Annotated in this window: 14 protein-coding genes and 3 pseudogenes; 14 read left to right on the forward strand and 3 right to left on the reverse strand. The window is 71.4% G+C overall.

Annotated features, from left to right (window positions below; genetic code table 11):
• Window positions 1–303: 303 nt before the first annotated feature.
• The 5 genes and pseudogenes from OG900_38430 to OG900_38450 all read left to right on the forward strand — a co-directional run bounded on the left by OG900_38430 (window position 304) and on the right by OG900_38450 (window position 5,337).
• Window positions 304–912, forward strand: a complete 609-nt coding sequence (locus tag OG900_38430) for a helix-turn-helix domain-containing protein (GenBank protein WUH95469.1) — start codon at window positions 304–306, stop codon at window positions 910–912.
• A complete protein-coding gene (locus tag OG900_38435; GenBank protein WUH95470.1) occupies window positions 909–2,294 on the forward strand; it encodes an MFS transporter in 1,386 nt (461 codons plus the stop codon). Before OG900_38430 ends, OG900_38435 begins: the two co-directional genes overlap by 4 nt.
• Before the next feature lie 460 nt (window positions 2,295–2,754).
• Window positions 2,755–3,549, forward strand: a complete 795-nt coding sequence (locus tag OG900_38440; protein WUH95471.1) for a maleylpyruvate isomerase N-terminal domain-containing protein — start codon at window positions 2,755–2,757, stop codon at window positions 3,547–3,549.
• A gap of 128 nt (window positions 3,550–3,677) precedes the next feature.
• Window positions 3,678–3,869 (forward strand): annotated as a pseudogene (locus OG900_38445) (NIPSNAP family protein).
• A gap of 514 nt (window positions 3,870–4,383) precedes the next feature.
• Window positions 4,384–5,337, forward strand: a complete 954-nt coding sequence (locus tag OG900_38450) for a hypothetical protein (GenBank protein WUH95472.1) — start codon at window positions 4,384–4,386, stop codon at window positions 5,335–5,337.
• Between the two features lie 339 nt (window positions 5,338–5,676).
• On the opposite strand, the pseudogene OG900_38455 reads toward OG900_38450, so the two are convergent.
• A pseudogene (locus tag OG900_38455) lies at window positions 5,677–6,018 on the reverse strand (transcriptional regulator).
• 322 nt (window positions 6,019–6,340) lie between these two features.
• Between OG900_38455 and OG900_38460 the strand changes: the two are divergent.
• The 3 genes from OG900_38460 to OG900_38470 are packed head-to-tail and all read left to right on the forward strand — an operon-like array spanning window position 6,341 to window position 8,193.
• Window positions 6,341–7,174: an alpha/beta hydrolase gene (locus tag OG900_38460; protein ID WUH95473.1), complete on the forward strand. Its 834-nt coding sequence runs from the start codon at window positions 6,341–6,343 to the stop codon at window positions 7,172–7,174.
• A 22-nt stretch (window positions 7,175–7,196) separates the two neighbouring features.
• Window positions 7,197–7,763, forward strand: coding sequence for a TetR/AcrR family transcriptional regulator (locus OG900_38465; protein ID WUH96077.1), 567 nt, complete (start codon window positions 7,197–7,199; stop codon window positions 7,761–7,763).
• Between the two features lie 22 nt (window positions 7,764–7,785).
• Window positions 7,786–8,193: a hypothetical protein gene (locus OG900_38470; protein ID WUH95474.1), complete on the forward strand. Its 408-nt coding sequence runs from the start codon at window positions 7,786–7,788 to the stop codon at window positions 8,191–8,193.
• Between the two features lie 15 nt (window positions 8,194–8,208).
• On the opposite strand, the pseudogene OG900_38475 reads toward OG900_38470, so the two are convergent.
• Both OG900_38475 and OG900_38480 read right to left on the reverse strand, forming a co-directional pair.
• Window positions 8,209–8,378 (reverse strand): annotated as a pseudogene (locus OG900_38475) (IS1182 family transposase).
• A 40-nt stretch (window positions 8,379–8,418) separates the two neighbouring features.
• The gene (locus OG900_38480; protein ID WUH95475.1) at window positions 8,419–9,414 is read right to left on the reverse strand and encodes a YafY family transcriptional regulator; all 996 of its coding nucleotides are present in this window, start codon (window positions 9,412–9,414) and stop codon (window positions 8,419–8,421) included.
• Window positions 9,415–9,504: 90 nt separating this feature from the next.
• Here OG900_38480 and OG900_38485 point away from each other — a divergent pair, with 90 nt between their 5' ends.
• The 6 genes from OG900_38485 (at window position 9,505) to OG900_38510 (ending at window position 18,510) form a co-directional block, all read left to right on the forward strand.
• The gene (locus tag OG900_38485) at window positions 9,505–9,903 is read left to right on the forward strand and encodes a VOC family protein (GenBank protein ID WUH95476.1); all 399 of its coding nucleotides are present in this window, start codon (window positions 9,505–9,507) and stop codon (window positions 9,901–9,903) included.
• Window positions 9,904–10,009: 106 nt separating this feature from the next.
• Window positions 10,010–11,344 carry a cytochrome P450 gene (locus OG900_38490; GenBank protein ID WUH95477.1) on the forward strand — a complete coding sequence of 445 codons (1,335 nt, stop codon included), beginning with the start codon at window positions 10,010–10,012 and terminating at the stop codon, window positions 11,342–11,344.
• 188 nt (window positions 11,345–11,532) lie between these two features.
• Entirely contained in the window at window positions 11,533–11,775 is a 243-nt protein-coding gene (locus OG900_38495; GenBank protein WUH95478.1) for a hypothetical protein, read from the forward strand.
• A gap of 1,348 nt (window positions 11,776–13,123) precedes the next feature.
• Entirely contained in the window at window positions 13,124–13,360 is a 237-nt protein-coding gene (locus OG900_38500) for a hypothetical protein (protein ID WUH95479.1), read from the forward strand.
• Complete coding sequence (locus OG900_38505; GenBank protein ID WUH95480.1) at window positions 13,360–13,740, forward strand: toxin Doc; 381 nt, start codon at window positions 13,360–13,362, stop codon at window positions 13,738–13,740. Before OG900_38500 ends, OG900_38505 begins: the two co-directional genes overlap by 1 nt.
• A gap of 1,584 nt (window positions 13,741–15,324) precedes the next feature.
• Window positions 15,325–18,510: a fibronectin type III domain-containing protein gene (locus OG900_38510; protein WUH95481.1), complete on the forward strand. Its 3,186-nt coding sequence runs from the start codon at window positions 15,325–15,327 to the stop codon at window positions 18,508–18,510.
• The last annotated feature ends 259 nt before the right edge of the window (window positions 18,511–18,769 follow it).

Below are 18,769 nucleotides of genomic sequence, written 5' to 3' on the forward strand. Positions count from 1 at the left end.
CTTCCAGGGGTCCTTTCCGGCAGGCTAGCCAATCCACGCGGACATCTCGGCGGAGCGGAACGGATTTCCACCGCGGGAGGAAGAGCGGGGAGCGGCGGGGGAGGAGCCGACACGCCGACCCCGCACGGGGCGCCCGCCCGAACCCCTCGGACCCCGACACATGAAACACATATTTCACAACCCGCCTCCCCCTCCGCGGAAGGAAACGCACCTCCACGCAGGCCTCCGGGAAACGGCCTGCTCAAGCACCCCGTGCCGCGCGGCACGCTTGCGGAGCCGAGGACACCGGCGCACTATTGAAAGATGTCTTTCATACCGCAGGCGGACCCCGGAACCGGACCCGGCCGGGTATCGATCACCGACGTGCGCGTCCTGGGCGCCTTCGCCCACCCCCTGCGCCTGCGCCTGCTCCACCACCTGATGCGGACGGGACCGGCCACCGCGAGCCGGTGCGCCGAGGCGACGGGCGACTCCGCCTCCAACTGCAGCTACCACCTGCGCCTCCTCCACCGGTACGGACTCGTGGAGCGGGCCGAGGCCGAACAGGGCGCGGACGCACGCGACCGGCCCTGGCGCGCCGTGGCCACCGGCTTCGACTTCCTGCCGGACGGCGACGGGCCCGAGGCGCTCGCCGCCCACTCCGCGGTCATCGGCGCCGAACTGGGCGAACTCACCCGCCTGGCCAGGTCCTTCCTCGCGAGCTTCGGCTCCCTGGACGAACCCTGGCAGCGAGCAGCGGTGTTCGACACCTACGCGCTCACGCTCACCCCGGACGAACTGGTCCACCTCGTCTCGGTCATCGACCTGCTCGTGCGGCCGTACATCGTCACCAACCGCGAGCAGGCCCCGCCCCAGGCATCCGAGATCAGCTTCAGCCTCCAGGCCTTCCACCGCCCCGAGGAGCCCAGGTGAGCGCGACACCCCGCAGGCACAAGCCCCCCGACCGCACCGGGACCGCCCGCAACTCCCCGATACGCCACCCGCGCTTCCGGGCACTGTGGGCGGCCGGGCTCATCGACGACACGATCGACTGGATGCTCGTCACCGCCATCCCGATCTTCGTCTACCGCATGACCGGCTCGGCGGGGACGACCTCCCTGGCCTTCCTGATCGAACTCACCCCCGGCATCCTGGTCGGCTCCCTCGCCGGAGTCGCCGCCGACCGCTACGACCGCAAAAACCTGCTCCTCGGCTGCACCCTGCTCCACGCGGCCCTGGTCGCCCTGCTGCTCCTCGTCTCCCCCGGCCACCTGCTCTGGCTCGTCTACACCGTGATCGCCGGCCGCGCCGTCTGCGCGCAGTTCGTCCTCACCTCCAAGAACGCCCTGCTGCCGGACCTGGTCGACCCCGGACAGAGCGTGGCGGCCAGCAACCTCGTCGTCCTCAACTCCAACCTCGGGCGGCTGGGCGGCAGCCTGCTGGGCGGCATCATGGTCGCCGGAGGGCTCCGGCCGGTCGCCGCGGCCTCGGTCGCCGGCCTGCTCCTGGCAGCCGCGGTCGTCAGCCGCATCCGCCGGCCCGAGACCACCCCCGCCACCGCACCCGCGCGGCCGGCACCGCCCGACCCCTCCACCGCGACCCGCCGACCGGGCACCTCACGCCTGCGCCAGGTCGCCCGGCACTGGCGGGAGGGCGTCGCGGTCATCCTGGACGACCGCCGGCTGCGCTTCTCCTTCCTGTCCGCGATCCTCTGCGCCATCGGCCAGGGCCTGTTCGTGGTCCTGTTCGTCGTCTTCGTCGCCAAGACGCTGCACGGCAGCGACGCCCAGATCGGCGTGCTGCGCAGCGTCCAGGGCATCGGCGGCATCACGGGCGGCCTGGCACTGGGCGTCCTGGGCACCCGCGTCCACCCCAAACCGCTCATCACCTGGGGCGCCCTCAGCTTCTCCGTCCTCGCCCTGCTGATCTGGAACGCACCCACCACCACCGCGTTCGGCGTCTACATCGGCCTGTTCGCCGTGGTCGGCCTGCCCGGAGGCATCTACTACGCCGGCATCCTGGGCATGGTCCAGCAACGCGTCCCACCCGGACACCTCGGCCGCGCACTCGGCTCCTTCTACACCGCCTTCAACGGCGCCCAGGCCATCGGCATGGCCCTCGCGGGCCTCCTGGCCGACCGCCTGGGCCCCGTCCCCCTGCTCAACGCCCAAGCCCTCCTCTACCTGGCAGCCGGCCTCACCACCCTGCTGGTCCTGGGCACCCGCAACACCCCCGAAGACCGCACAGCGCACACCCCACCCCCCCAATCCCCACCCCCCGCCACCGACTCGGCACCCGCCACCACCCCCCGCTGACGGCGCGCCCCTGCCCTCCTGGGATCCGACGGCTCCCGCCGGAGCAGCACAAGCGGTGCACTGCCGGCAACGCGCACGCGACGGAGGGGGACGTGGCATCGCCCGTAGGAGGCGGGCAGGATCGATCCGGGCCCGTAGGAGGCGGGCAGGACCGATCCGGCCCGGCCCGCTCGCGCGGGGGCGTCGGCGCTGGTGGCGCCTGCGCCGGCGGGCGGAAGCGGAAGGGGGCGTGGCCGGGGCGCGGTACGCGCGGCCGGGCCGGGCCTGGCCGCCGGATTGGCCGGCGGTCCGGTTCCGCCACCCGGAGCAATGCCCGCACCGTTCACAACGGGCACCTCCCGCGTCGATGAGAACGGGGACACCGCGCCGTCCGGGGGTGCGCGGCCCGTGCCGCGCGCCCGCCGCGTCGGCTGTGGGAATCCGCATGCGGTCGCCCGGGGCACAGTGGTAGACATCCGGCGTGCGAAACACTCTGGACTTCCCCGACCTGCTGCGACTCATCGACGAACGGTCGGCCGCCTTCCGCGCCGCGGTCGCCGCCGCCCCGAGCCTGGATGTGCGGGTGCCGACCTGTCCCGAGTGGACGCTGTTCGATCTGGTGCAGCACCTGGGCGAGGGGCGCCGCGCCTGGGCCGCGACCATCGCCGCGGGACCTGACGCCGCGGCCAAGTCCGCCCCGCGGGGCGACGCGTCCGCGCCTCGGGAACGCCAGGCCCTGCCGGCCTGGTTGACCGCATCGACGCAGGAACTGCTGGACGCGCTGCGGGAGGCCGGCCCGGACCGCGGTTGCTGGACGTGGTGGGGCAGGTCGCAGTCGCCGCGGACCTGCGGCGCCGTCGCCCGGCACCAGCTCCAGGAGATCGCGGTGCACACCTACGACGCCCAGCTCACCGTGGGCGCCCCGCAGCCGCTGCCGGACGAGGTGGCACTCGACGGTGTCGAGGAGTTCCTGTCGACCATCTGCACGACGACGGTCGCCTGGCCGCACGAGCCCGCCCGTGTCGATTACCACGCCGCCGAGGGCCGCTCCTGGCGCAACCGGCTCTCCGGCGACGGCGCGCGGCTCGACCGCCTGCCCGGATCCGGCACCGGGCCCACCGCCGGCGAGGAGCCGGACGCGGCCGACGCCTCCGCCCGAGGCACGGCCAATGAGCTGGTCCTCGGCTTCTACGGCCGTATTCCGCTCAACTCCCTGAAGCTGGAGGGCAACGAGCGTATCTTCGACCAGCTGGTGGCCTGGGACCCGGAGCAGTAGTCCGCACCGCCACCGCCCCCACAGCACGACCCCCCCGTGCCCCGCCCGCCCACGCGGCCGGGGGGCACTGCTCGCTGCTGCTGGCGGGGACAGGGGCGGCCGGTGGGCGCAGGAGGCGCTGTACTGCCTTCAGTTTCCCCAGCCTCGCCGCGTACGAGGAGTACCGCACCCTGTTCGGCCGCGACCCCGACTTCATCGAAGCCGACCGCATCAGGGACGACAGCGGCTGTGTCCTGCGCTACGAACGCACTTTCATGCGCCCCCTGCTCCCCGAGGCCCCTGACCGCCGCGCGCATCAGAGGCAGCCGCTGCGCCGGTAGCCGGCGCTGCCCCTGCGGTCCCGTCGCTCAGGGGCAGGAGCTGACGCCCAGTCCTGAGCGACCGGCGCGACGTGAGGAACTGCATCGCCGGACCGGTGCGTCGGCGCCGCTTCTTCTGCGGGCCCAACTGCGCGCGAGCGCCTACCGGCTGCGCCGCCGGCGCGAGCGGGCCCACACGCTGGTGACGATCCTGGTCGACAGACGCCCCGGCGGGGGAGTTCCCGCGCACCACCACCGGCCGCCAGGACCGGCTGCCGGCCTGGCAGAGGTTCGTACCGGTGGCGATGAGGCGCACGGCCACCGGTTCGGTCCGCAGAGGTGCGTTGCCCCCCTTTTCCGACGCCGCCGGGCAGGAGAACCCGGCGCGCCTCACCCCCGCTCGTGTGTTCTGCTTTCTGCTTTCTGCTGCTTCTGCGCGGATGTCGGCCGACAGATGGCTTCTCCTTTGCACTCCCATGCGTTGTCATGAGCATGTTGGTCAGGTGCTCCACCCTCCCGAGAGGAGCTCATCAGCGTGAGAAGCCCGAAAACCGCAGCAGCGATCTTCGCCGCCGGCGCGGCCCTGGTCCTGGGCGGCGGCCTCGGCACCGCCGCCGCGAGTTCTCCGGACGCCGCGGGCCTCGGCCCGGCGGCGGTCGGCGTCTGCAGTTCGACCGCGGTGTCCGGTCAGTCGGTCCGGGGCGCCCTGTCCCAGGACGAGGTGCACCGGCTGCTCTCCCCCCTGACGTCGCAGCACCGCGCGCAGTACGGGATCCCCGACAAGGGCCCGCTCGGCGCCGGAGCCGGCGGCGCCGCCGTCCGGCCGCTGGTCAGCATCCACCCGGCGCAGGGCACCGCCTTCAAGTCGGCGTCCGGCTCGGACGGCTCCTGCGCCACGCAGTCGGTCTCCACCCAGCTCACTGTCAGGAACAGCGCCACCACCATCTACACCCCGACCATGTACCCGCCCGGCGGCTCCTGCGTCGAACTGGTCACGGTCTACACGCCGACTGTCCGCTCCGTATCCGCCTGGGACTGGTGCCGGAGCGTCAACTTCGCGGCCTCGGTGCCCATCAACAGCTCTTTCCTGAGCACCTACACGAACGGCAGCGGTGCCTACACCGGACGGGTCGTCAAGACCCCGGCCTCCGGCAACACCTGGACCGCGGCGCTCTACAACTACGCGGCCGGCCGGTGGGACACCCTCTTCACGCAGTCCGGGACCAACCAGTCCGGGCGCACCGACGGCTGGGACATCGAGGAGCTGTACTCCTCGGTCGGCACATCCGGACGAGCGTACTCCTGCGACGACATGGCCGGCCTGACCTTCGAGTCCAGCAACATCGCGGTACGCAAGAACGGCACCTGGTCCACCGCGACCTCCGCGAACTCCGACACTCACTACGACCAGCCGAACAGCGCCTTCTACTGCCCGACCCGCAGCTATCAGATGATCAGCACCTACGACCACTGGAAAGCCGTGGGCTGACCGCTCCCCGCTCCCGGTGCGCCCCGAAACCCGGGGCCCACCGGGAGGCCGGCCGTCCTCTCCCGGCGGGCAACTGCCGGCGGCCCCGGCTTCGGGGCCGGAGCCGGGCAGCCGGACCGCTGACGCGGGCGAAAGGCGCGGGTCGGACGCAAGCCCGGTGCCGTACATCCTCGTTGCCGTCTCGGCTGAACCTCTCCACCGGCTCGGGCGTGGACTCGGGGTCGTCCAAGCTCACGGTCGGCCTGGCTTCTCCCGCGACGACCGAGCGCCACGCAGCCAGGACCCGCACGCCCCGAGTCTCTTGTGACCGCCTCGGCAACGGTCGGAGCGAGCAGGGCGTCACGGTCTGCGTCGGCCCCGGCCGCCCTGCGACTGGTGGCAGGCGTCGACGTCGCGGCCTGCCGGCGGGTCGACGGCGGCAGCGGGCTGCTGCCCGCCGGCGGGGGCGAGGGAGGCCGGCAGGTGGAGCTTCTCGGCGGCGTCGCTGTCCTGGTCCGGGTAGTAGAGCACGAGCAGCAGGTCTCCGACGGCGAGCTTCTCGCGGTTGAGGCGCGGTTCGCCCACGACCGGATGGTTGACGGTGCTGGTGCAGCCGAGCGCTTTGATGTCGTGCCGTGCCCACAGGGTGCGGAAGCGGTTGCTGGCCAGGGACAGCTCGCCGACGAGTTCGACCGACCGGTTCCCGGCCCGGCCACCGATGGCTACCCCCGGCAACGGACGATCGATTGTCGGCTTCGTCCAAGGCGTCGGCGCCGGAGGCGCCACCGCGGCGCGTCGTCCGCGCTGATCGACTTCGCGCCGGAGAACCCCGGTCGTGGCGAGTTCGCCGGCACGTCCATCCCCGGCTTCGCGCTGGGCGCCGAGCGCGTCCTACCTCGCGCCGGGCCCGAAACCCACCGCCACCCTCGGGTGCCGGAACCAGCCGATGACCGGGAGGTGCGTTGACATGGCTAACGCCACTAGCTTATGGTTAATGCAGTTAGCCAATCCAGTGGAGGAAGTCATGACCGAGCACCTGACCATCGGCGACAACACCATCGCCTACGACCTGATCGGTGAGGGCCCTCTCGTCGTTCTGGCACACGGCCTGGGCGACAGCCGGCACTCCTACCGTTTCGTCGCTCCGGCCCTGGCCGCGGCCGGCTACCGGGTTGCGAACGTCGACGTGCGTGGCTGCGGCGACTCCAGCCTCGGCTGGGACGGTTACAGCCGCTCCGACATCGCCGGCGACCTGGTCGCCCTGGTGCGCCTCCTCGGCGGCCCGGCCGTCATCATCGGCCAGTCGATGAGCGGCGGAGCCGCGACCATCGCGGCCGCCACCGCGCCCGACCTGATCGCCGGCGTCATCGAACTGGCACCGTTCACCCGCAAACAGCTGAACGACCTCGGCGGACTAATGCGGGTGAAGCGCTACCGGTCCGGTGCCACCCGGATGGCGCGGGTCGCCCTGCTGGGAAGCCTGCCGGCCTGGAAGAAGTACCTCGACCTGGCGTACCCGGCCAAGCCCGCCGACTGGGACGGCGAACTGGCCCGCATCGAGGCCAAGATGAGCGAGCCCGGCCGGATGAAGGCTCTGCAGGCCATGTGCCAGTCCGCCGCCGACGCCGGCGCGCAGTTGCCCAACGTCGCCTGCCCGGTCCTGGTGATCGAGGGCAGCGCCGACCCCGACTGGGCCGACCCGCGCGCCGAGGGCGAGCGGATCATCGCCGACCTGCCCCAGGGCCTCGGCGAACTGGCGGTCATCGAGGGCGCCGGCCACTACATGCACGCCCAGACACCCGAGAAGGTCGTCGCGCTGGCCCTGCCCTTCCTGGCCAGGACGCTGACCCTTGCCTAGGGCCGGACTGTCCCCGGCGTCGATCACCGAGGCCGGCGCCACGCTGGTCGACGAGATCGGGTTCGCCCAGCTCAGCATGGGCCTGGTCGCCGAACGGCTCGGGGTCAAGACCCCCTCGCTCTACAAGCACATCACCGGTCAGGCCGACCTCGCCCACCGGATCGCCGTCCTGGCCGCGACCGAACTCGGCGACGCCATCCGCGACGCGACACAGGGCCGCGCCGGCGGCGACGCCCTCGCCGCCGCCGCGCAGGCCATGCGCGCATATGTGCGAGAACATCCCGGCCGGTACACGGCAGTCAACAGCGCACGCCCGGACGGGCCCGACGACCCGTTCGTCCCCGCCGGCAACCGGGCGCTCAGCTCCCTCTCGGCCGTGCTGCGCGGATACCACCTGGACCCCGCCCAGGAGGTCCACGCCCTGCGGATGCTGCGCAGCATGCTGCACGGGTTCTCGACCCTCGAAGTCGCAGGCGGCTTCCAGTACGACACAGACGCCGACGACAGCTTCACCTGGATGATCACCTTCATCGACCAGGGACTCCAGGCCACCACGCCAACCCCCGGGCCCGCAGCGCCCACCCGCTGACGAACGACAGGCGGCCACTCCTGTGATCGACAAGAATCCGTCCCGGAACGACTATGCCCGAGGGGCACTGCGATTCCTCACCGAACTCATCGCGTGGGTGGGCGCTCCCTGGGCCCTGTGGCCGCACTCGACAGCCCTGGCGATAGGCGCCGTGGCGATACTGATCGGGCTGCCCGCGCTCTTCAGCACGCCGGGCGACAGGCCCGGCGGCGGCACACCCGTACCGGTGCCCGGTATCGTGACGATCCTCCTGGTGCTGATGCAGCTCGCAGCCGCCACAGCGGCAACGTGGGCGCTCTGGCCCTGGTGGGCCGCCACCGCGGCGACCGTGCTGTGCCTGACCGTGACAGTCACCGAACAACCGCGCTGGCGCCGGCTGCTCAGCGCGCCGGGCAGCCCCACCGGAGCGCGACCTGGAAGGTCGTCATGACCGACTCCCCGTCCGCAGCCGCACCGTCGACCTGGGGCCGTAGGGCGGACAGCCGCGCTTCTCGGTGCAGTCAGCCAGGACCGGCGTAAGGTCCGGCACATCGTCGACCAGGGCGACGAACCGGGCCAGGTGGTCCTGGGGCAGCCGGTCGTCCGGCGACGGGGGATCAGCAGAACCTGGGCGGGTCGAACCGGTACCGGGGGAGGGGAGGGCCCGAGCGATCCGTCATGCGTGAGGCGGGCTTCGCCGGGCAGAGTTCGTGAGCCGTTCGGCGAGAGCTTCGACGAGGCCGCGGAGCTCATCTGGGCGTTCGACGATGAAGGGCCGGTCCAGCGAGGCGAGGACAGCCGGCAGCCAGTCGAGCCGTTCCACCCGGAGTCCGACGCGGGACCAGCGCACGGCCTGCGGATCTGCGCCGCTCGGGGAAGGGAGTTCCTCCACGATCGCGATGCCGGCGGGAAGCCGGGTGTGGATCTGCTCGGCCGTCCCCTGGATCCGCAGGGCCACCTCATGCCGGTACGGAGCTGTGGCGAGCCCGGTCAGTACGCGCTCCGCCGGGTCGAGTCCGGCGGGCGGTTCGAACGAGCCGGGTAGGGTCCTCACCCCGGCGATGCGATCCAGCCGAAACGTCCGGTCCTCGCCGGCCGTGAGATCCGCAGCCGTGACGTACCACCGGCCCGAGTGGGCGACGACCCCGTGCGGGTGAAGTGTGCGTTCGCTGCGCCGGCCGTCGGCGGCTGTGTACCGGATCGAGATCGGCCGGTGATGGTCGACCGCGTCGGCGATCGCGAGCAGGACCGTGGATTCGGGGGCGACCGCCCCGCCGGGCCGATCCGTGAAGGCAAGGGAGCCGAGCACGGCGTCGAGTCTGCGGCTCAGCCGCTCGGGCAGCACTCGTCGGATCTTGGCCGCCGCCGTCTCACTCGCCGTGTCCGTGGCCAAGCCGGCTCGCCGACCCGCGACCAGGCCGAGCAGCACGGCGAGCGCTTCGTCGTCGCTCAGCATGAGCGGAGGCATGCGGTAACCGGGGGCGAGGCGGTAGCCGCCGTAGCGGCCGCGCACCGACTCGACGGGCACATCGAGGTCGACGAGGTGACCGGCGTATCGCCGCACGGTGCGCTCATCGACGTCGAGCCGATCGGCGAGTTCGGTCACGGTCCGGATGCCGCCCGACTGCAGGAGTTCCAGCAGGGCGAGCACGCGGGCAACGGGGCGAGGCATGCCCCGAAGTCTCCCGCATATACCGGGCGGGTTCCGCCCGGTATTCGTCGTAGCTTGCGATCAGAAGCACCGACGGACCAGGAGAAGACCATGGACTTTGCCTCTATCCGCATCATCACGGGCGACGTCGCCCGCCTCGTCAACTTCTACGAGTGCGCCACCGGAGTATCTGCCGACTGGTCCAACGAGGACTTCGCGGAGCTCAGGACCACCTCGGCCACCCTCGCGATCGGCAGCACCCGCACCGTCCCCCTGTTCGCGCCCGGCTCCGCCCGCCCGGCCGACAACCACAGTGTCATCCTCGAATTCCTCGTCGACGACGTGGACGGCGTGCACAAGAACCTGACCGGCTTCGTGGAGGACTTCGTCAACGAACCCACCACGATGCCCTGGGGCAACCGTTCGCTCCTGTTCCGCGACCCCGACGGCAACCTCGTCAACTTCTTCACCCCCCTCACCCCGGCTGCCATCGAGAAGTTCGCTCGCTGAGCGACAACACCGCCGCCCGGCCTGCATGGTTACGGTCCGGCAAGGATGGCGTCCGCACCCGGGACGAGCGGGCACCGGGTGACGTGAGCGGGGACGGAGTCTGACAGTGGGCGATCGTGGTACGGAGTTCGCGCGGGTGCCGGGGAGCCGGCCGGCGGTCGGCCACTTCCTGCGGTTGCGTCGGGACCCGCTGGGCTTCCTGGACTCGCTGCCGGAGTACGGGGACCTGGTGCAGGTGCGGCTCGGCCCCTGGCGGGCGTTCGTGGCCTGCCACCCGGACGTGGCCCACGAGGTGCTGACCGACTTCCGGCGCTTCGACCGCACCGGCCCCGTCTACGACAAAGTGCGCCAGGCCATGGGCGCGGGTCTCGCGACCGCCAAATACCACGATCACCGCCGGCAGCGACTGGTGATGCAACCGGCCTTCCGGCACGAGCACCTGCGCGGCTACGTCGAGGTGATGCGCGACCAGGTGACCGCGGCCACCTCCGACTGGCGGGACAGCCAGGTACTCGACCTCACCGAGGCCATGTTCGACCTCACCACCAGGGTGGCACTCGCCACGCTGTTCTCGTCCCGACTGGACGGACAGCAGGCGCGAGAACTGCGGAACGCCTTCGACGTCTTCCTCAGCGGCCTCACCTCCCGGGCGGCACTGCCCGGCATCGGCCGGTTGCCGACGCCGGGCAACCGCCGCTACGCACGGGCCCTCGCACACTGGCAGGCCCAGGTGCGCCGGCTCATCGCGGGCTACGGCGAGCCGGGCACCGGACAGGACGACCTGATGTCGCGGCTGCTGGCAGCCCGGGACGAGGAGGGCCGCGCACTGTCGCACCAAGAGCTCTCCGACCAGGTCGCCGTGCTGCTGCTGGCCGGCGGGGAGACGACGTCGTCGGCTGTGGTGTGGGCCGTCCACCTGCTGTCGGGCCGCCCGGACGTCCTCGCCGCGGTACGGGCCGAGGCGGACGAGGTGCTCGCCGGGCGGGCGGCGGGCTTCGCGGACCTGCCACGACTGAAGCTGATCGGCCGGGTCGTGAAGGAGACCCTGCGGCTCTACCCGCCGGGCTGGCTGACACTGCGGACCGCCACACGCGACACCACACTGGGCGGCCACCGACTGGCGGCAGGCAGCATGGTGCTGGTCAGCCCCTACCTCCTGCACCGCCGGGAGGAATTCCACCACGATGCCGCCCACTTCGAACCGGACCGCTGGCTCGCAGGCACACCGCCCACGCGCGGCGCCTACCTGCCCTTCGGCGCGGGCGCCACCAAATGCATCGGGGAGGAATTCGGTCAGGCGGAGGCGACCGTGATCCTGGCGTCCCTGCTGGGCCGGTGGGAGCTGACGCCGATCGGAGGGCCGGTCACATGCTCGGCCCGGCTTGTCCTCTCGCCGGCGTCATTCCCGGTGCGGCTCATCGCACGGTCTGCCACCGGCTGAGCGGACAGGACCCAGCCCCGACGACTGCGCCCACCACCAGTGCCCCGGGCGGCCCGGGTACCGCCTTGCAGCCCGACCCCGGACCGCCGGCAGCGGGCCCGACGGGAAGAACCGGTCCGCGGCCACTCCCCATCACCGCTCGCCCCAGCCGCCGGTTTGCCGAATCCGCCCAGGGGCACGCGGCCACCATGACCGACGAGACGACCGAAATACCCGCCGAAGAACACCTGCTCCTCAGTGCCGACACCAACGGCGATGGAAGACCCGACGTCTGGATGAGCGACACCACCGGCGACGGCAAGGCCGACCTGTACCAGTTCGACACCACCGGAGACGGCACCGTGGACGTCACCATCGTCGAGGACACCAGTCACGGCGAAGCCGAGCGCACCGTCATAGAGGGCGACGGAGGCCACCCCCTCCCGGCTTGACCGCCCCTGCCCGCCTCCCCCTCTTCCGGTTGCCGGGGCAGAGTGCGGCTCGTGAACTCGGCACAGGGTCACGCTGTCGGTGCCGCCGTGAGGTTGCTCCGCCTTTGACGGAGCAACAGGCGGTGCATCCCCAGGATGCGGGCACGGTCCGGCCGATCGCTGCGAGGCCGAAGGCCTGGCGCAGCAGGGGGGCTTCCGGCCGCACCGTCCCCCGCAAGGCGTAGCGGACCTCCGCGAGCACCCGCCGGCTGTGCTGGGTCCACTGGGACATCCGCCCCAGGCAGGCCCGCAGCGCCTGCAGCACCGCGCAGTCGGTCCCCGCCGTCGCGCACGCCGCGGCCCGTATCCCGCTCGATCCGCTTCCGCGTGGGAGGACCACAACGCGTCGCTGTCCGGGTTCGGGTTCAGCGCCACCGGCGCGAGGATCATCCGCTCGCCGAGGTCGGAGGCGCTGCCCGGGGTGACGGGCATGGCGACCAGGGCGGGACCGGCGTCGAAGCCGCGGTGGCCGCGCACAGGTCCAGGGGACGGCCGTCACCGGCGACACCGAACACCGACCGACCGTGCCCGACAACGGTGATGATCTGGACCCGTACGCCGTCGGAGCGGCCCGGACCCGCGCGGCGCGGCAACCATTCGCAAGAGTGGGATACGGCGATCTGCTGTGGCGGCCGAGCGGTGTGTATGCGGCGTCGGATGGTGGATATTGTTGAGGGATTCCAGCTGGTTCCCCTATGTCACGGAGTGAAACAGCCTCACCCCTGGAATACCTCAATGTCTGTCGTGTGGTGACCAAGCCGCTGCTGCTTTCTGGCCGGCATGCGGTTGAGCGGCTGCCGTAGGCGCGGCCGGCTCTGTTCACGAGACGTGAACAGAGCCGGCCCGCAACGCTTCCTCCATCTCGGACCGCGCCTGCTGCTCGGCAGCGCGGGAAGCGGCGACTACGCCGCGGCTTCTTTGCCTGACGATGTCGAGCGTGAGGCGGCGGGGTCTGTCGCGGGCCCAGCCGGTGAGCGGGCCGGTGCAGCCGCCGTCTGCCCAGACCAGGCGGATCGTGCGGTGTGCGGCCCGCGGTCGTTCCAGGAGTGGCGCGGCGGCCGCCGGTGTTCGCCGCGGTGGCCGCGACGACCGGCAACAGGCCGAGGCGGTCCGTGACCATGCCGCTTGCGGCCCGGGACCTTCTTCCCGCCGTCGTAGCCCCGGGTGGCGGCCGGCACCCGGGGATGCTGCCCTCGCGGACCGGGAGTCGATGATCCCGGCGGTCGGCTCGGCGGGCCCGTCGGCCGTCCATCAGCCGCTCCGCTGGATTCCTCACCCCTGATGGTACCTGTCAGGTACCATCAGGGGTATGCCAGCTTTGAACATCACCTTCACCGACGAGGAGCTCGAGGCGGTGCGCGCCGCGGCCGCCGCCGAGGGCAAGAGCCTCAAGCAGTACCTCCACGACCTCGCGCTGCGCGAGCAGCAGCGGGCCCTCTTCGTCCGCTACGCCGCGCACTTCGGCGACCGGCACCGGCGGGAGTTCGACGAGGCCTTCCCCGACGAGGTCCCGCCGGCCGCCGCCCGCCGGAGCGAAGCTGCCTGATGCCGCCGGTGCTCCACATCGACGTGCCCTGGCTGCTGGACGTCCAGGAGCAGGCGCTGCCCGAGGACGTGACGGTGGCCGACTACTCCGCGCTGGTCGCGGCCGTCGCGCGCCACAAGACGAAGATCCCCCGGCATGACGCCTCCACCCCCGACCCGGCCTGGCGGGCAGCCGCGCTCCTGCACACCCTGGTACGCCTGGAGCCCCTGCCGTACCGCAACTCCCTGTACGCCTGCCAGGTCGCCGCCGCCTACATGCACGCCTCCGGCGAAGGCATCGACCCCCCCTACGGCGCCCTGGTGGACCTGGTCCGCGACATCCAGTCCCGAAAAGCCGACCTCTTCGCCGCCGCCGACCGCATCCGCACCTGGCGGATCTGACCCACCCACCGCCCGCTGGTAAATCTGCTAGCGATCACTGGGTGAGTAGCGCGCTGACTTGGGGATCCGGTGGACGTTCCAGGATTTTTGCTGTGATCTGGTGTGCCTCTGCGCCGGGGTTCTTGTGAAGCTTCGGAAGCCGGAGAGGCTCTGAGGCGCAAGTTCAGTGATCGTCTCGGAATGCAGTGATCGGCATGGGATTTTCTTGTACCTGCATAGTTGAGGTGGGTCAGTTGGGGCTGGTGCAGGGTCGGATGACACCTTGACCTGTCACCCGCCCCTGCACCAGCCCCATGCTGTCGGGTGGGGTTGTCGCGGAGAGGCCCGGAAGCGGTGACCTGGTGATCACGGGTGGCTTGTTCCTGGTGGGGCAGGGAGGTGTAGCCGCCGTCGACCAGGTGCTCGGCGGGCAGCAGTCCGCGACGCGCGAGGCGGGTGTGGATGCCGGGCAGGACCTTGCTGTCGTGCGTGGTGGCTGCCGTGGTGGCCACGTCCGTGATCACGTTGGGGCTGTCGGGGGCACACGTCTCGGTCAGATGAGCCGAGAAGCCCTTCCAGGTGATGATGTGTCGGTGGCGGGCTTAGTGGGCCGAGATGTCGTAGGGCGAGACGATCGCCCGGGCCCGCCTTCGCGCTCGGCGGTGCGCCAGCGCAGGCGGCTCGCAGCGTCGTGGTGGTAGTTCTGCAGCATGATCTGGCGCAGGGCCTGGACGCAGGGGCCGAACGCCCGATTCGCTCACACCGCTCACACCGCCTACACCGCCACTTGGCACCCGCCGCTGACGGCTCGCGCAGACCGCTTCGAGCCGGTGGAGGGCGCTGTGCCGCAGCTGAGCGTCCACGCCCGGGCGGGTGGCCACCAGCATCCGCCTCAAGGCACTCCTGCGGGCCTCCAGGGCCCCGGCCGGACCCGTCCAACCGGCCCGCGCCGCACGCGGGGGAAGCCGTCGCCGACCGACCAGGCGACCGCCGCGGCGCCGTACGAGCGGCTGCAGTTCGCCGACCCGCCGCCGACGGCCAGGAGGCCCAGGAGGACCAGGAGCAGCAGCTGGCGCTGAGCCCGGAGCGGCTGGCCCGGCTCGAGGAACTGCAACGCCGGATCGACGGGATCGCCCGCGAGACACCGAAGCCCAAGCCGAGCGAGCACCGCGGCGAGACCGCGGCACCGCCGCGCCGACCGGACTACCGGCGGCACTTCTGAGGCCGTCACCTCACGCGGCGCTGCAGCGCGGGCCCACGCGGCCAAGCAGACGACGGTACGCCCTGACCTGAAAACGGAATAAGACCGTTCTGTCGTCTACGGGCGGCTTCGTCAATGAGTGCAGGGGCTGGCGTAGGTCGTGGGTATATTTCGACGTTCGAATATGTTCGTCCTGTTGGGTTGTTATGTTCCCGGCGGTGGGTGCGGCTGCGCTGCCGCACGCTGTGCGTTCGGGGCTGAGCCGGATGTTGCGCCCACTGTCGAGATGTCATCCGTTGAGCGAGCACGCGGGGTTCTGTGTGCCCGCGTGCGGAGGGGCGTTGCGTATGTGGCTTTCCAGGAGAACCCGCGGCAGGCGAGCGTGGGGCAGTACGGCCCTGGTCATGGTGGTGGCGCTGGGGTTAGGCGCCGGTTCGGTGGGCGCGGCCGCGGCCGCGCCGCAAAGGTCGAGCGTGGCGGCGCAGGCGCTGCAGGCCCCGATGGTCGACTCGGTGCAGCCGTTCGCCTCCGGCACGGTGCATGTGACCGTGACCGCGGGCGACACCGCACAGGAAGCGGTCGCCCGCGTCGACGTCCACGCCTACGCGCTGGACGACAACGGTGATCCCACCGGGGCGCCGGTGGCCAGCGGGCACGTGCTCAACCCGGACCCGGCCAACCCGCCGGTGGTCAAGGTCGCGGGCCTGACCAACGACGTCAACTACGCCTTCGAGGCCACCGAGACCACCGCCGGCGGGGCGCTGTCGGGCGTCTCGACGCCGTTCGTCGGCGGCCCGCAGACCCCGAAGCCGCCGCTGGCACCGACGCTGGCCACCGTCCTGGGACGGGACACCAAGCTGCTGGTCGTGTGGAACCCGGCCAACCCCAACGGCTCGCCGGTGACCTCCTACACGGTCACCGCGACACCCAACGGCCCCGGTACCAGCGTGACCGCGAACGTGGACGGCACCGCGATCCACACCACCTTGACCGGGCTGGTCAACGGCAAGTACTACTCCGTGGCGGTCACCGCCACCAACGCGGCCGGCACCTCGCCGGCCGGCAAGTCCGACAGCCAGACCGTCGGTGCCGAGGCGAACGGCACGGTCGCCGCCCGCCCCGCGTACACCTCCAGCGCCCCGCAGGACGTCTCCGCCGGACCGCCCCCGCCCGGCGCCGACGGCAGCCAGCCCGCCCCCAACTCCCTCCAGGTCAGCTGGGATCCGCCGCTGGACGACGGCGGCCACACCATCACCGCCTACACCGTGGACGCGGCCGCACCCGGCCAGCCGCCGATCGTGGCGACCGTGCCTGCCACCACCACCAGCACGACGCTGACCGGCCTGGCCCCGGACGTCGAGTACAAGATCACCGTCACCGGCACCCAGCACAACGGGCAGCTCAGTGCCACCAGCACCCCGGTGACCGCGGCACCCCACCCGATCCTGGCTCCGGGAACGGTGGTCCTGTCCGACGCGTCCGTCGCGGCCATCACCCAGGTGACCGACACCACCGTGGTCTTCACCGATCCGCCCGCCCAGGTCACCGCACTGGCGGTGAAGAACATCATCGCCGTCGGCGGGAGCACCAACCCGCTGGCCCACTCCGGCCTGCTGCGCGTCGTGGACAAGATCAGCGTCTCGGGCGGCACGGTCACCCTCACCACCAGCCAGGCCGCACTGCAACAAGCCTTCCGGTCGCTGGACTTCACCGCCCACGGCAACCAGGCGACCTCCGGCGCCCAGGGCTACCAGATCCAGATGCTCAACCCGAACTTCCAGGCATCGGTGGCGCCGCAGGTGGCGATCCCCATCGCCAACAAGACCTTCACCCTGGACCTGGCCGAGAAGCTCGCGAACGACCCCAAGGGCAAGGAGCGGCTGGGCAACCCCAAGGTCACCGCCAAACTGACCGCCGCACTGAGCCTGACCACCAACTGGGAGGCCAACGCCAGCTTCCAGGACGACCCGAACGGCTCGTGGTACTCCACCAAGACCTTCACCTACGACTTCTCCGCCACCGCGACCGCGAAGGCGTCGATCAAAGGCGAGCTGGGCATCGTCTACAAGCACGAGACGCAGCGCGAGGAGCTGCTGAGGCTCAAGCCGGCCGGTACCGGCTGTGTGATCGTCTACGCGATCGCGTTCTGCCCCTCGCTGACGATCTACACCCAGACCTCGATCGACGGCTCGATCACGTTCACCTTCGACGCCACCTACGAGCGGACCATGGGCGGCAAGGTCCACCGCGACAGCAGCGGGAACACGCACAAGACCGACCTGACCAAGGACGCGGTCACCACGTTCAACTACGACCTGAACGCCGCGGCGAAGGTCACCTTCGCGTTCCCCGTGTCGCTCAAGATCCTCATCTACGACGTCGCCGGGCCCGAGCTGGAGGTCACACCCTCCATCGACATCGCGGCGGACACCGCAGCCAACCCGTGGCTGAAGGTGACCGCGCCACTGAAAGTCTCGGTGTTCTTCCTCCTGGACTTCAAACTCACCACGTTCTCCTTCGGCGGCGTCGTCTACAACACGACGTTCCCGCTCTACCAGTCCGCCGGGGCGTTCCCGATCCCGTCCCTGTCCAGCGCTCCCGCGGCCGCCGCCGAGAGCCCGCGCACCGCGGCCAAGTCCGCCGGCTCGACGGTGGTCGCGGCCGCCGCGGCAGCCGCCAGGCAGTACGCCGTCACCTGGCCGGCGACCTGCGACCCCGCGCAGGGCGTCGTCTGGTCGATGGCGGCCGGCTCGCTGGGCACGGTGAGCCAGAGCGGCCTTTACACCCCGCCCGCCAACCCCGGAAGCAACTTCACCGACCTGATCAACGCCACCACCGCCGGCACGGCCGGCTGCCCCTCCGTCGTCACCCAGGCCGCCTACCACCACGGGGCGAGCCTGCCCGCCGCCCCGCACTCCGCGGCGATCAGCGCGGACGGCTCCACCGTGACCTGGACCGCTCCCGCCGACGGCGGCAGCCCCATCCAGGAGTACCTGGTCACCGTCGTGAACAACCCCGGCGACCCGGCCGGCTCCGAGACCGTCCTGGGTACCGCGCCCGGCACCGCCACCTCGCTGGCGATCCCCGCCGACCGCATCCCGCAGATCGAGGCCGGACACGCCAGCGTCCAGGTCACCGCGGTCAACAGCCGCGGCCAGGGCCCCGCCTCCGCCCTTTCACCGCCGGCTCCCGCCACCAACCCGCTGCCCGTCCTGACCACCTCGACGGCGACCGCGGGCGGCGGCAGCATCACCGTGACACCCGACGTCTACAACCTCGGTGGCAGCGATGCCACCAACGTCTCCTACCGGCTCACCTACCCGGCCGTCTTCACCAACCCCACCGCCCCCTCCTCGTGCACGGTCAACACCGCGAGCCGCACCCTCACCTGCGACACGGGAGCCATCCCCGCCGGCACCGACAAGATCACCCCGCTGATCTCCTTCACGGTGGGCGCCATGACACCCGGCACGAGCCACCCCCTCACCCTCACCCGCACCGCCGCCAGCCCCTACCCCAGCGACCCCAACAACGGCGTCGACACGCTCACCTGCAAAGCCGACACCGCACTGAAGGTCACCTGCTCCTGACACTCCTCCGCACCAGCCGGCCGAACCCGCCGGAGACGGACACCTAGCAACACGCTGGGAGCGACCAACAAGCCGGCCCCACCGCCGCACGGCGGTGGGGCCGGTGGGGCCGGTGGCAAGGGAACACAGCTCAGCGTGATGCGACCCTTGTCTCCAGGTCGCTACGGCACGACTCCTTAGGCCATGTCGCTGCGCCTACGGGCGATATGCATCCCAGGCGATATCCCGTTGTCCGGATCGGGAGCCGCCTCCGCCGCCA

Origin of the sequence: Streptomyces sp. NBC_00433, assembly GCA_036015235.1 — a bacterium.
Classification (GTDB): Bacteria; Actinomycetota; Actinomycetes; order Streptomycetales; family Streptomycetaceae; genus Actinacidiphila.

What these genes read in the sequence shown, in the direction of transcription:
- OG900_38460 (WUH95473.1), top strand. Translation starts at nt 6,341, where the DNA reads ATGACCGAGCACCTGACCATCGGCGACAACACCATCGCCTACGACCTG.
- OG900_38505 (WUH95480.1), top strand. Translation starts at nt 13,360, where the DNA reads ATGCCGCCGGTGCTCCACATCGACGTGCCCTGGCTGCTGGACGTCCAG.
- OG900_38495 (WUH95478.1), top strand. Translation starts at nt 11,533, where the DNA reads ATGACCGACGAGACGACCGAAATACCCGCCGAAGAACACCTGCTCCTC.
- OG900_38430 (WUH95469.1), top strand. Translation starts at nt 304, where the DNA reads ATGTCTTTCATACCGCAGGCGGACCCCGGAACCGGACCCGGCCGGGTA.
- OG900_38485 (WUH95476.1), top strand. Translation starts at nt 9,505, where the DNA reads ATGGACTTTGCCTCTATCCGCATCATCACGGGCGACGTCGCCCGCCTC.
- OG900_38480 (WUH95475.1), bottom strand. Translation starts at nt 9,414, where the DNA reads ATGCCTCGCCCCGTTGCCCGCGTGCTCGCCCTGCTGGAACTCCTGCAG.
- OG900_38510 (WUH95481.1), top strand. Translation starts at nt 15,325, where the DNA reads ATGGTGGTGGCGCTGGGGTTAGGCGCCGGTTCGGTGGGCGCGGCCGCG.
- OG900_38500 (WUH95479.1), top strand. Translation starts at nt 13,124, where the DNA reads ATGCCAGCTTTGAACATCACCTTCACCGACGAGGAGCTCGAGGCGGTG.